The 13,040-nt window shown below is 70.5% G+C and carries 11 protein-coding genes; 2 read left to right on the top strand and 9 right to left on the bottom strand.

What is annotated here, in order from left to right:
• Positions 1-47: 47 nt before the first annotated feature.
• The 9 genes from mraY to ABZV58_RS33795 form a co-directional block, all read right to left on the bottom strand.
• Positions 48-1,124, bottom strand: coding sequence for a phospho-N-acetylmuramoyl-pentapeptide-transferase (mraY, locus tag ABZV58_RS33835; RefSeq protein ID WP_067849178.1), 1,077 nt, complete (start codon positions 1,122-1,124; stop codon positions 48-50).
• Between the two features lie 76 nt (positions 1,125-1,200).
• Positions 1,201-2,796, bottom strand: coding sequence for a UDP-N-acetylmuramoyl-tripeptide--D-alanyl-D-alanine ligase (murF, locus tag ABZV58_RS33830; RefSeq protein ID WP_355004253.1), 1,596 nt, complete (start codon positions 2,794-2,796; stop codon positions 1,201-1,203).
• Between the two features lie 76 nt (positions 2,797-2,872).
• Positions 2,873-4,447, bottom strand: a complete 1,575-nt coding sequence (locus ABZV58_RS33825; protein WP_355004252.1) for a UDP-N-acetylmuramoyl-L-alanyl-D-glutamate--2,6-diaminopimelate ligase — start codon at positions 4,445-4,447, stop codon at positions 2,873-2,875.
• A gap of 155 nt (positions 4,448-4,602) precedes the next feature.
• A complete protein-coding gene (locus ABZV58_RS33820) occupies positions 4,603-6,489 on the bottom strand; it encodes a penicillin-binding protein 2 (protein WP_355004251.1) in 1,887 nt (628 codons plus the stop codon).
• Positions 6,486-7,394: a hypothetical protein gene (locus ABZV58_RS33815; protein ID WP_355004250.1), complete on the bottom strand. Its 909-nt coding sequence runs from the start codon at positions 7,392-7,394 to the stop codon at positions 6,486-6,488. The genes ABZV58_RS33820 and ABZV58_RS33815 overlap by 4 nt, the downstream gene beginning before the upstream one ends.
• Before the next feature lie 151 nt (positions 7,395-7,545).
• Positions 7,546-8,535, bottom strand: a complete 990-nt coding sequence (gene rsmH, locus ABZV58_RS33810) for a 16S rRNA (cytosine(1402)-N(4))-methyltransferase RsmH (protein ID WP_355004296.1) — start codon at positions 8,533-8,535, stop codon at positions 7,546-7,548.
• A 219-nt stretch (positions 8,536-8,754) separates the two neighbouring features.
• A complete protein-coding gene (gene mraZ / locus ABZV58_RS33805; RefSeq protein ID WP_067785767.1) occupies positions 8,755-9,186 on the bottom strand; it encodes a division/cell wall cluster transcriptional repressor MraZ in 432 nt (143 codons plus the stop codon).
• Between the two features lie 504 nt (positions 9,187-9,690).
• Positions 9,691-10,116, bottom strand: coding sequence for a DUF3040 domain-containing protein (locus tag ABZV58_RS33800; protein ID WP_355004249.1), 426 nt, complete (start codon positions 10,114-10,116; stop codon positions 9,691-9,693).
• Between the two features lie 126 nt (positions 10,117-10,242).
• A complete protein-coding gene (locus ABZV58_RS33795; RefSeq protein WP_355004248.1) occupies positions 10,243-10,680 on the bottom strand; it encodes an SAV_6107 family HEPN domain-containing protein in 438 nt (145 codons plus the stop codon).
• A gap of 139 nt (positions 10,681-10,819) precedes the next feature.
• On the opposite strand from ABZV58_RS33795, the gene ABZV58_RS33790 reads away from it, so the two are divergent.
• Together ABZV58_RS33790 and ABZV58_RS33785 are read left to right on the top strand one after the other, a co-directional pair.
• Positions 10,820-11,431 (top strand): GNAT family N-acetyltransferase, encoded by a 612-nt coding sequence (locus ABZV58_RS33790; protein ID WP_355004247.1) that lies wholly within the window; start codon positions 10,820-10,822, stop codon positions 11,429-11,431.
• Positions 11,428-12,996 carry an NAD(P)/FAD-dependent oxidoreductase gene (locus ABZV58_RS33785; protein ID WP_355004246.1) on the top strand — a complete coding sequence of 523 codons (1,569 nt, stop codon included), beginning with the start codon at positions 11,428-11,430 and terminating at the stop codon, positions 12,994-12,996. The genes ABZV58_RS33790 and ABZV58_RS33785 overlap by 4 nt, the downstream gene beginning before the upstream one ends.
• Positions 12,997-13,040: the final 44 nt, after the last annotated feature.

Below are 13,040 nucleotides of genomic sequence, written 5' to 3'. Positions count from 1 at the left end.
GCCCCGGAGATCGCAGGGCCCGCGGAGAATGTTCGACCATCGCTAGTTCACCCGACCGCGGAGAGGTATTCGCTGTAGAACAGACCGAGGCCGACTGCGGAGGCCATGGCGGCCAAGAGCCAGAACCGAATGATCACAGTCGTCTCGGCCCATTTGCTGAGCTCGAAGTGATGATGGAACGGCGCCATCTTGAACAGCCGGTTGCGGGTGGTGCGGAAGACCGCCACCTGCAACACCACCGACACGCCCTCGGCGACGAACAGCGCGCCCATCACGATCATCAGCAGCTCGGTGCGGGTGGTGATCGAGATGCCCGCCAGCAGACCGCCGAGCGCCAGCGACCCGGTGTCGCCCATGAAGATCTTGGCCGGCGCGGCGTTCCACCACAGGAAGCCGATGCACGCCGCGGCGCCCGCCGCGCAGACCAGCGCGAGGTCCAGCGGGTCGCGCACGTTGTAGCAACCGGTCTCGGGCTTGGTCGCGCACGCGTGGTAGTACTGCCAGAACGTGATGATCACGTAGCCGCCGAGCACCAGGCTCATCGAGCCCGCGGCGAGTCCGTCCAGACCGTCGGTGAGATTCACGACGTTGGACCAGGCGACGACCACGAAGCACACGAACGCCAGGAAGATGATCACCCCGGCCGACACCGTGTTGATGTCGCGCACGTAGGACAGGTGGCGGCTGGCAGGCGTCAAACCGTTCTCGCCGCGGAACTGGAGCGCGAGCACACCGAAGATGACGGCCGAGGTGAGCTGGCCGATGTACTTGCCCGCGGCGGTGAGACCGAGGTTGCGCTGCTTGCGCAGCTTGATGAAGTCGTCGGTGAAGCCGACGGCGCCCAGCGCGGTGGCCAGTCCGAGGACGAGCATGCCCGACGCGGTCGGTCCCTCGGCGTCGTAGCCGATGCCGATCAGGTGGGAGCCGAGGTAACCGGCCCACATACCGATCAGGATGGCGACGCCGCCCATGGTGGGCGTGCCGCGCTTGGCCTGGTGGCTGGCCGGGCCGTCGACCCGGATCTCCTGGCCGAAGCCCTGCTTGGCGAAGAACTTGATCAGCAGCGGGGTCAGCAGGATCGACACCGCGAGCGCGATCGCCGCCGCGAAGAGAATCTGTCTCACGACCGCGCCTCGCTAACACTCGGCTCGGTCGTTCGACCGAAGGCCGCTGTGCCCATTGTTCGTTCGCTCCGCTCGCTCACTGCCCTGCCTCCGCGCTACTGCCCCCGCGCCCCGTGGCACGTTCCGCGCCGGTCAAGTGTTCGGCGACCGCCCAGAGGCCGACCGACTTGGACGCCTTGACCAGCACCACATCGCCCGCTTCGACCTCGTCGTCGAGCAGCGCGATGGCCGCGCTGATATCGGGCACGAGGACCGACTCCTCGCCCCATGAGCCTTCCATCACCGCTCCCTGGTGCATCGCGCGGGAGGGCCTTCCGGTGCCGACGACGACGAGACGGTCCACGTCGAGACGCACCGCGAGCCTGCCGATGCCGTCGTGCTCGATCACGGATTCCTCGCCGAGTTCGGCCATCTCGCCGAGCACGGCCCAGCTACGCCGCGGCTCGTCGCCCGCGCGCGACATCGTCACCAGCGCCTTGAGCGCGGCGCGCACCGAGTCGGGGTTGGCGTTGTAGGAGTCGTTGACGACGGTGACGCCGTCGGCGGTGGTGCGCACGTCCATCCGGCGCTCCGACACCCGCTGGGCGCCGGACAGCGCCTGCGCGATGGTGTCGAGGTCGGCGCCGCAGGCCAGCGCGACCGCGACGGCGGACAGCGCGTTGCCGACCTGATGCTCGCCGTGCACGGCCAGCTGGATCGGCGTGCTGCCCGCCGGGGTGTGCAGCGTGAACCCGGCGCGGGCTTCGGCATCGAGGCGCACGTCGGTGGCCCTGATGTCGGCGTTGGCGGCCTGCCCGACTCGAACCACCTTGGCTTTCGTCCGACTCGCCATCGCGGCCACCTGCTGGTCGTCGGCGTTGAGCACGGCCAGACCGGTCTCGGGCAGCGCCTCGACGAGTTCGCCCTTGGTCTGCGCGATGGCCTCGCGGCTGCCGAACTCGCCGAGGTGCGCGGTGCCGACATTGAGCACGACGCCGATACTCGGCGGCGCGACCCGGGCGAGCGCGGCGATGTGACCCGGCCCGCGCGCGGAGAGCTCGAGCACCAGGAATCGCGTCTTCTCGTCGGCGCGCAGCGCGGTCCAGGGGTGGCCGAGCTCGTTGTTGAACGAACCGGGCGGCGCGACGACCGGGCCGAGCGGCGCGAGCACCGCGGCGAGCAGGTCCTTGGTCGAGGTCTTGCCGGAGGAACCGGTGACCCCGACGACCGTCAGGCTGCCTTCGGCCGTGTCCGATTGGCGGCGCTCGCGGGTCCCTGCGTGGTCACGCTGCGCTACCGCCTCCGGGCCCGTCGCTCCCGCCGCGGCAAGCCGTTCGACGCTGGCGCGCGCCAACGCCGCGAGCGCGGCCAGCACCGCGGCGCCGGAGCCGTCCGAATCATGGGTCAGGGCAACGGAAGTCGCGGGCACCGTGCCCGGGCTCGGGGTCACCACGATGGCGGGCACGCCGACCGGGCGCGCGGCGAGCACCGCCACGGCGCCCGCGGCCACCGCGGCCGTCGCGTACTCGTGTCCGTCGGCTCGCTCACCCGGCAGGGCCAGGAAGAGACCACCGGAACCGATTCGGCGCGAATCGAATTCGACCGAACCGGTGACTCGCGCCTCCGGGTCGGGTACGTCGTGCAGCGTGCCGCCGACGACCTCCGCGATCTCCCGCAGTGTCATCTCGATCATGAAACCGTCAAGTCCTCCGCGTCCGTCCCGTGCGGACTTCGCTGTGCTCGCTGAACATGCTGTGCCGCCTGAAAGTTCATGCCCGCGCCTCCGCGGCCACCTTGCGCGACAAGGCGTCCGCCACGACATCGCGATCGTCGAAAGGGTGTTTCACACCCTGGATCTCCTGGCCCGTCTCGTGGCCCTTGCCCGCGATCAGCACGGCGTCGCCGGGCCGTGCCCAGTCCACCGCGGCGGCGATGGCCGCGGCCCGGTCGCCGATCTCGCGGACCTCGCCGCGCTCGTCGGCCGGCACGGCCAGCGCGCCGGCGCCGATCGCGGCCCGGATCGTGGCGGGGTCCTCCGAGCGCGGGTTGTCGTCGGTGATGACGAGCAGGTCGGCGCCCCTGGCCGCGACCTCGCCCATCAGCGGTCGCTTACCCGCGTCGCGATCGCCGCCCGCGCCGACCACCACGGCCAGGCGCCCGGGCGCGGCCGGGTTGTCGGCGGCCAGGTGCACGCGCAGGGTGGCGATCACCGACTCCAGCGCCGCGGGCTTGTGCGCGTAGTCCACCACGGCGAGGAAGTCCTGGCCGCGCTCGACGCGCTGCATCCGGCCCGGCACGTCGACGGCGGCCAGCGCGGCCGCGGCAGCGGCGGGATCGACACCGGCGGCAGCGCACACGGCCACCGCGAGCAGCGCGTTGGCGACGTTGTAGCGGCCGGGAAGACGAAGGCGCACATCGACATTCGTGTCCGGACCGGCGGCGGTGAACCGCTGCTCCGGGCCGTGCGCGGCGACCGCGCCCGCCACGTGCCAGTCCGCGGGTCCGGTGGTCGCGACCGTGGTCGGCGCGGGCAGGCTCGCGGCCAGCCTGCGGCCCCACTCGTCGTCGACGCAGATCACCGCGGTGCGCGCGGCGACGGCCGAGCCCGGCTCGAACAGCCTGCGCTTGGCGCCGAAGTAGTCCTCGAAATCGGCGTGGAAGTCCAGGTGATCCTGGGACAGATTGGTGAACGCGCCTACCGCGAAGCGCACGCCGTCGACCCGGCCGAGCGCCAGCGCGTGGCTGGACACCTCCATCACCACCGCGTCCACGCCCTGCTCGACCATCAGTGCGAACATCGCGTGCAGCTGCGGCGCCTCGGGGGTGGTCAGCGCGCTCGGCACCCGGCGGCCGCCGATCCTGGTCTCGATGGTGCCGATCAGCGCCGTGGACAGGCCGCCCGCCGCCAGGCCCGCCTCCACCAGATAGGAGGTGGTGGTCTTGCCGGAGGTGCCGGTGATGCCGACGATGCGCAGGCGCTCGGAGGGGTTGCCGTACAGGGCCGCGGAGAGTTCGCCGAGCACCTCGCGCGGCCGTTCGCGCACCAGCACGGGAACGCCGAGTTCCCCGGCCAGCGCGGCCCCCTCGGCGTTGGTGAACACGGCCACCGCGCCGCGCGCGACGGCGTCGGCGGCGAAGCGCGCGCCGTGCGACTGCGAGCCGGGCAGCGCGGCGAACAGATCGCCGGGCCGCACCGCGTTCGAACGCTGCTCGATTCCGGTGACCACGAGATCGCCGGGAACCGTCGCCGACGGGCGGGCGCCGGTCAGCTCCAGCACGGTGGTCAGCGGTGTCGACGGCGGGTCGACCGGCCGCAGCACGGGCTGGCTGGACTGCGCGGGCACCTCGCTCCTCTCTGACAGGACATCTGTAGACGGCACGGATTGCTGGTGACGAGTCAGGTTACCGACGCTGACTCATCGGTGAACAACGCGCCTCGGTGTTGCCGCGCCGATGGCGCGCCGGGGCGGGCGAAATACCACGTTCGACGATGCCGGAATCACACACCGGCCTGCAGGACGAACTTCTCCGCGGGCGCGGTCGACGGCGGGATCCGGTCGCGCTGCAGCGCCCACGACGCGATGCTGTGGAACAGCGGCGCCGCGGACTGGCCGCCGCTGCCGTCGGAGCTGCGCACCGGGTTGTCCAGCATCATGCCGATCACGTACCGCGGGTTGTCGGCGGGGGCCATGCCCGCGAAGGTGATCCAGTAGCTGGAGGACGAGTAGCACTTGCAACCCGGATCGATCTTCTGCGCGGTGCCGGTTTTGCCCGCGATCCGGTAGCCCTCGATCGCGGCGGGCCAACCGGTGCCGTTCTGGTCGGCGTTCATCGGATCGCGCTGCACGACGGCTTGGAACATGTGCCGCAGCGTCTGCGCGGTCTGCGGGCTGACCACCCGCACGCCCTCCGGCTGGGGCTCTTCGGTGCGAGCGCCGTCCGGTGCGATCTCGGCCCTCACGATGCGCGGCGGGATGCGCAGGCCGTCGTTCGCAATGGCCTGGTACATTCCCGTCATCTGTAGCGTGGACATCGAAAGGCCCTGTCCGATGGGCAGATTGGCGAAGGTGCCGCCGGACCACTGATCACGCGACGGTACCTGGCCTCCGGTCTCGCCCGGCAGGCCGACGCCGGTGCGCTGGCCGAGGCCGAATCGGTACAGCATGTCCGCGTAGCGATCCTCGCCGACGCGCTGGGCCAGCATCAGGGTGCCGACGTTGGACGACTTCGCGAAGATGCCGGTGGTCGTGTACGGCGCCACGCCGTGGCCCCAGGCGTCGCCGACGGTGACGCCCGCCATCCGGATCGAGCCGGGGACCTGATGGACCTCGTCGGGGTGCGTCAGCCCGTATTCGATGGCCGCGGCCGCGGTGACGATCTTGTTCACCGAGCCGGGTTCGAACGGGTCGCTCACCGACGGGTTGCTCGTCTTGGCCGAGCTCCAGTTCTGCGGGCCCAGCGTCGGGTTGAACGTGCTGTCGTTGGCCATGGCGAGCACCTGGCCCGTCTTGGCGTCCAGGACCACCGCTGAGGCGCCCTGGGCGCCGGACATCTGCCTGGCCTGCTGCACCTGCTGCTGCACGTAGTACTGCAGATCGGAGTCGAGGGTGAGCTCGACGCCGTGGCCGTTCACGGCGGGCTGCTTGTCGCGCCAGCTGCCGGGAATGACGGCGCCGTCCGAACCGCGGTCGTAGGTGTGCGAGCCGTCGGTGCCCGCGAGCACCGAGTCCAGTGAGGATTCCAGGCCGATCAGGCCGTGCCCGTCCCACCCGGTGGCGCCGAGGATGTTGGCGGCCAGCGATCCGCCCGGGTATTCGCGCCGCGGCTGCGAATCCGCGCCCACCTCCGGGAACTGCACGGTGATGTCCGTCGCGACACGCGGGTCGACATTGCGCGCCAGATAGACGAACGTCTCGTCACTGCGCAGTTTGTCGAGCAACGCCGATTCCGCCGGCGCGTTCTCGCCCAGCTTCTCGTGAATCGTCTTGGCGATGGCTTGCAGCCGCTCGTCCGGGTCGGGAGCCTTGTCGCTCTTGGCCTTCGCGTCCTCCAGATCCTTGCGCACCCGCACGGGCTGGAAGTGCAGTTCCACGGCGGTGGTGGTGAAGGCGAGCGACTTTCCGTTGCGGTCGGTGATCGGGCCGCGGGTGGCCTGGTCGGTCAGCCGCACGGTGCGCTGACTGGCCGCCTGCGCCGAGAGTCCGGGGGCGGAAATACCTTGGATCCACAGCAATTGGAGCACGACGACGGCCAACGCGACCAGCATGACGATCCGGCCGACCCCGAGGCGCAGCCGAACGGGTCGATCGGCGGCGGCGCGCGATCTCGACGGCCGCGATGCCACCGGCCCGCGCCGCTTGCGCGGCGCGGGCCTGGTCTGGGTCATCGGATGCCTCCGGGTTGAACTTGCGGTGCGACCTGCGCGCCCGGCGGTGCGGGCTGCTGACCGGCTGGGACTTGCGCCACCGGCTGCGGCGCCGGATCCGGTGCCACGGCGGGCTCTTGGGCGGCGGGCTGCGGCGCTGCCGGGTCCGCTGCCGGATTCTGGGCCGCGGGTTGCGGCGCTGCCGGATTCTGGGCCGCCGGTTGCGGCACCTCGGCGGGCGGCGGAGGTAGCGGCGACGGCTGAACCGCGACCGCCCCGGGAGCCGGTGCGGCGGGTGTGGGGCTCGGCGTGTTGCCATTGGCCTGCTCGGCGCTCGGCCTGCCCGGCGTAGTCGACACCGGCACGACGCGCTCACCCTGCGCCTGGGCGTGCCCGGGCTGGGGGGACGGGCGCGCGGACGGCGTGACGTTCAACGGCGGCACGGGCGGGCCCTGCGCCGGGGTCTCCTTGCCGATCACCGTCACGGTGCCGTCCGGGCCGATCACCAGCCGTGCCGGATCCTTCGCCGGGATCATGCCCAGTTCGCGGGCGCGCGCGGCGAGTTCGGGCGCGGAGTCGGCGGACTCGACCTCGCGCTGCAGCGCGGCGCGCTCCTCGGAGAGCTTCCTGTTGAGTTCCCTGGCGTCACCGAGCTGGTAACTGTCCTCGGCCGCCCTGGTGGTGAGCAGCAGGGTGAGCGCGAGGCCACAGCCGAGCATCGCGATGATCGCCGCGACGAACGGTATCCGCGCGGCCATCACCGACCGGCGGGTCGGCAGCCGCGGTCCCGCGTCGGCGCGCTGCTCGGCACGCGTCTTGCGCTTGGCGTAGGCGCGTTGCGCCGCACCGGATTTGACCCGCTCGGCGGCCTGCACGCGACGGGCGACCCGGCCCGGCGACTGGACCGTGCGCGTCCGGATACTCATGGTGTCGTCGCCTCCTCTGTTCCGCAAGAACACCCCCGCCCCGTCGACGTCGTGCGGCCCGCGACGATCGGCGCGCGCGGTGCGCCTCCGGTCGCGGACCGACGTCCGATGAGCGCGACGGCACTCGAGGTCTGGCTCGATGTCGTCACCCTCATCCCCTTTCCTGAATCCGTTCGGCCGCCCGCATGCGCACGGGCGCGGCCCGCGGGTTCTCGTCTATTTCCCGCTCGGTCGCCTTCTCGGCGCCGCGGGTGAGCATTCGGAATTCCGGTCCCATGCCCGGCAATTCGACCGGTAGGTCCACCGGCGTGCGCGAGGTGATCCGCGGCGCGAGCTCCTGCTTGACGACCTTGTCCTCCAGCGACTGGTAGGACATGATCACGATCCGGCCGCCGAGCCGTAGGGAGTCCAGCGCGGCGGGTAGCGCGGCGCGTAGCGAGTCGAGTTCGCCGTTCACCTCCACTCGCAGCGCCTGGAAAGTGCGCTTGGCGGGATGACCGCCGGTCCGCCTTGTCGCGGCCGGAATGGTCGCGTAGAGCAGTTCGACGAGTTCGGCGCTCGTGGTGAACGGCCGCTGCTGACGGCGGCGCACCACCGCCGAGGCGATCTTTCCCGCGAAACGCTCCTCGCCGTAGGTCTTCAGCACCCTGGCGAGATCGCCGTGGCTGTAGGTGTTCAGCACGTCGGCGGCGGTGATGCCGGTCGTCGGATCCATCCGCATGTCCAGCGGGGCGTCGACGGAGTAGGCGAACCCGCGGTCGGCCTCGTCCAGCTGCATCGAGGAGACGCCGAGGTCCATCAGGATGCCGCTCACCGAGCCGAGCTGATCGAGCCCGGCCTGGGTCAGCGCGCCGGCGATGCCGTCATAGGTGGTGTGCACCAACGTGATTCGGTCCGCGAACGGGCGCAGCCGCTCCTCGGCCAAGCGCAGCGCGTTCGTGTCCCTGTCCAGCCCGACCAGTCGCAGCTCGGGATAGGTGCGCAGGAAGTGTTCGGCGTGACCGCCGAGGCCGAGGGTGGCGTCGACGTAGACGGCACCGGGCTCGGTGAGCGCGGGACCGAGCAGTTCGTCGGCTCGGCCCAGGAGAACCGGGACATGCCGGGGGCCGTCCTGTTCGCGGTTCACCTCGACCTCCCGGATCCTGCCTCGCGTCGTCGCTTTGCACCGGATGGCGAGCGCCGGTGGCCGAACGTTCGACCATCGCACACGGGTCGCCTTGTTCCACAGTGCTTTTGATAAAGAAGCTGCTGTCGAGAACGAATGCCCCGTGGTCTCTGACCGAACAACGGCACCTGGCGTCGGGGAAGTACGCCAGGGTCCGCGTCCGGGCAGAGGCCGCGTGGCACTCGTCCGCTCGGGCTAGAAGATTCCGCCCAGCGACTCGTCTCTCGCTTGCGCGTAATCCTCCTCGTGCTCGGCGAGGTAGGACTCCCACGCCTGCTTGTCCCAAATCTCGAGGAAGTCGACGGAGCCGATCACCACGCAATCCCGGTCCAGGTTCGCGTAGCGCCGATGATCCGCTGACAACGTGATGCGGCCCTGTGCGTCCGGACGCTGTTCGTCGGTTCCGGCCGCGAGTGCCCTGACGAACGCGCGGGCCTGCGGATTGCTGCGAGACGCCGCCGCGGCTCGTCGAGCGAGCGCGGTGAACTCTTCCTTGGGGTACACGGCAAGGCTGTGGTCCTGACCCTTCGTGACCATCAACCCTCCCGCCAGATCGTCTCGAAACTTCGCAGGCAACGTGAGTCGCCCTTTGTCATCCAGTCGAGGTGTGTAGGTACCGAGAAACATCTCGATACCTCCCTACTGGATCACCTCTCTGGATGGCCTCTCCTGTAGTGCGCGCTCCACATTACCCCACTTTCCCCCACTTTCAATCGAAAGTGGAGGTGATCTGGCTCCCCGCCGAGACGATTTCGCAGGTCATCCCAGCTATCACCGGGGTGGGGAACTTTTTGCATGTTGTGCCGACACGCGGGCACCGGCGCGTGACGGCCCGGAAACATCCAGCAAACCGCCCTGGTAGCCAAGGCCCTCGAGCGTATCGGGGGTGGTGCTGGGGGAAGGTGGGGGACGCCGTGGGGAGAAGTGGAAACCGTCTCGGGGAAGGTTTAAAGGAACAGCCGTATGGGAGTCCGTACGAAGACCGCGCACGGCCGGTGCGAGTGCGGAGATCACCTACGAAGACGCGTCCCCTACCGCTGCGCGGCAGGGCCTGAACGCGAGCAGGCGACGCCGCACCATCGCATGGTGCGGCGTCGCCTGCCGTATGAAGATATCGGGGCTACAGCCGAGCTACTCCTGCTCGAACCGTCTCCGGAAGCGATCCTCCATGCGTTCGGAGAAACCACCGGACTTGCGCTGACGCCCATGTCCGCTCGATCCGCCACCGCCCGGCCCGCTGGAGGGCGCCTCGCCGGAACGCGCGCCACGGGCGGCGCCCTTGGAATTGCCGAGCAGCAGCAGCACGCCGGCGCCGAACATGACGATGAATCCGATCAGGCTGATGATCGGAAAGCCACCGGGCTTCACCGGAGCGGCGATACCGGCGACCAGTAGAAACAGACCGAGGACGAACAAGGCCGCGGCCTGGAGTCTGCGACGACTCGAGGTCGAGCGAAGGCGTCCGCCGCGGACGGACGAGGCGAACTTCGGATCCTCAGCATAGAGCGCGCTCTCGATCTGTTCGAGCATGCGCTGCTCGTGCTCGGAGAGTGGCACGGTACCTCCCCCGGCACTAGGACGTGGCTTGTCGCCTCCGGGTAGGCGACAGATAGCCGACCTTGGCGGCTATCTGACACCAATGATACGAGTTCGATCAGGGCCGTACCACCTTCTCGGTGATAACTAAGCGGTCATGCCTCCGCCCCATCCCGGCGCGGGCCGCAACCGGGCGGCCGACTTCAGCAGATCTTCCACGTCGTGCAGGAATGCCCCCACCCGCGAAGAGAACTCGTCGGCCTGCCGCTCGTCCACTTCGCGGTCCAGTCCGGCCTCCAGCGCGGCGCGCAGTTCCGAGCGCGCGCTGAAGTAATCGGCCCACATGACGAACTCGGGCGCGGCGCGCTGCAACAGCACCCAGGCGTTGCGCGAGCGGGCCCGCGGCGCGGCGTCGGCGCCGGTGAACGCGAGCACCGCGCCCGCGCCGCGCAGCGCGGCGAGGTACGCGGTACGGAAGCGCTCCCGCGGATCGGTCTCCCCCGCCGCCTGCAACAGCAGTCCGTCGGCCTTCTTCAGCAGTTTCCCCGCCTTGCCGGGCTGGCCCGGCTGCTCGATCCGACTCATCGGCTCGTCCCTCCGCACTCGTACACCTCTGGTCCCCGTGCACCGCGCGGACCGAACAGGTATTCGAACGTTTGAATTGAGCTTGAATATAGTGACGCCCACCGACAACTTTCCGCGTCCGCGCGGTCCGACGAGAGCCATGACAGCCGTCAAGCCACATCACTCACCCGCACCCGTCGTCGTCGACCTCTCGGTCGCGGATCTGCGCTACCGGCTGCACGACGCGCTAGCGGTCTATGTCGCCGCGATGGACTATCCGCGCGGCACCGAGAACCATCGCGCGCCGATGTGGACCGAGCACACCACCCGCGCGGGCTGGCAGGCGGTCGCCGCGCTGCTTCCCGACGAGGACGGCCGCGTCGACCTGCGCACCTCGCCCATCGTCGCCATCGCCTACGGCTACCGCGGCGCGCCGCACCAGTGGTGGCACCAGCAGGTGCACAGCGGGATGCGCCGCTCGGGCTGGCCGGAACACTCGGCGCGCGAATTGCTTTCGGACTATTTCGAGCTGACCGAGTTGCACGTGCACCCGAGCGCGCAGGGCCGCGGCATCGGCGCCACTCTGCTGCGCAGGCTGCTCCAGGACCGGACCGAGAGCGCGGTGCTGCTGTCCACGCCGGAGGTGGCGGGCGAGGAGAACCGCGCGTGGCGGCTCTACCGCAGGGAGGGATTCGCCGACGTCATCCGGCATTTCGTCTTCGCGGGCGACAACCGGCCCTTCGCGATTCTCGGCAGGCGGCTGCCGCTGTGAACGTGGTGGTCGTCGGTTCCGGCCACAACGCCCTGGTGGCGGCCTGTTATCTGGCGCGCGAGGGTCATCGGGTCGAGGTGCTGGAGCGCGACGAGGTGCTCGGCGGCGCGGTGTCGACGGTCGAGCGTTTCCCGGGACACCTGGTGGACCGCGGCTCCTCGGCGCACATCATGATCCGGCACACCGGGATCGTCGAGGAGCTCGAGCTGGAGCGCTTCGGACTGCGCTATATCGATTGCGATCCGTGGGGTTTCACGCCCGCCGATGCCGAGGGGCGGCCGCCGCTCGTCTTCCACCGCGACGTCGACGCGACCTGCGCGTCCATCGCGGCGGCGTGCGGGACGGCCGACGCCGAGGCGTATCGGCGGTTCGTCGCGGTGTGGGGTCCGCGCAGCGCGCGGGTGATGCGCGCGTTCGGCGGCGCGCCGGGGCCCGGTCATCTGCTGCGCTCGTTCTGGGGGCTGGACGCCGAGGCCGGGGGCAGCGCGCTGTCCAGGGAGTTCCTGCAGTCCGGTGACGCGTTGCTGGACAGCTTGTTTCGCGACGAACGGCTCAAGGCGTCGCTGGCCTGGTTCGGTGCGCAGTCCGGTCCGCCGATGTCGGAACCGGGCACGGCGCCGATGGTCGGCTTCGCGGCGCTGATGCACACGCTGCCGCCGGGGCGGGCGGTCGGCGGCAGTGGCGCGTTGAGCGCGGCGCTGGTCGCGCGGCTGCGCGCCGACGGTGCGACGGTGACGGCGGGTGACGCCGTCACCTCGATCGGGCGCGCGGGCGAGGGCTGGGTGGTGCGCACCGCGTCCGGGCGGAACCTGCGCGCCGACGCGGTGATCGCGGGCGCGCACGTCCTCACCACGCTGGACCTGCTGCGCGCGGGCGGATTCGACGAGGCGACGCTGGACGACTGGCAGCGCCGCATCCGGGTCGGGCCCGGCATCGGCATGGTGGTGCGGGTCGCGACGAACGCGCTGCCGGGTTATCCCGGTGCCTCCCCGGCTGCATCCGCGCGCGGCCTGCAATTCCTCGTCTCCGACCGCGCGCAGCTGCGGCGCGCGCACGGCGCGGCGCTGGCGGGCGATCTGCCGCCGCGGCCGGTGGTGCTGGCGATGAGTTTCAGCGCGCTCGATCCGAGCATCGCGCCGCCGGGCGAACACCAGCTCTCGCTGTGGGCGCAGTGGCATCCCTATCGGCTGGCCGACGGCAGCGACTGGGCCGCGCACGCCGATCGCGAGGGCGATCGGATCATCGCCGAGGTCGACTCGTACGCACCGGGTTTCGCCTCGAGCGTGCGCGAGCGGTTCGTGCAGACGCCGGTCGACCTGGAACGGGAGATGGGGCTGCGCGGCGGCAATGTGATGCACGTGGAGATGTCGCTGGACCAGATGATGCTGTGGCGGCCGCTGCCGGAACTCTCGGGTCAGCGGGTGCCCGATGCGCCCGGACTGTATCTGACTGGGGCGTCCACCCATCCCGGCGGCGGCGTCTCGGGCGCCAGCGGACGGACGGCGGCGCGGCTCGCCCTGCGCGACGCTCGGCGCAGGCGGTTCCCCTTCGCACGCAAGCGATGACGGACCCGATGATGCGGACGCCGGAACACGAGAGCGTGCGACAG

It is taken from the genome of Nocardia sp. NPDC004654 (assembly GCF_040609595.1).
Classification (GTDB): domain Bacteria; phylum Actinomycetota; class Actinomycetes; order Mycobacteriales; family Mycobacteriaceae; genus Nocardia.
Note: the sequence above shows the minus strand (reverse complement) of the source record. Positions and strands in the feature narration are given on the sequence as shown.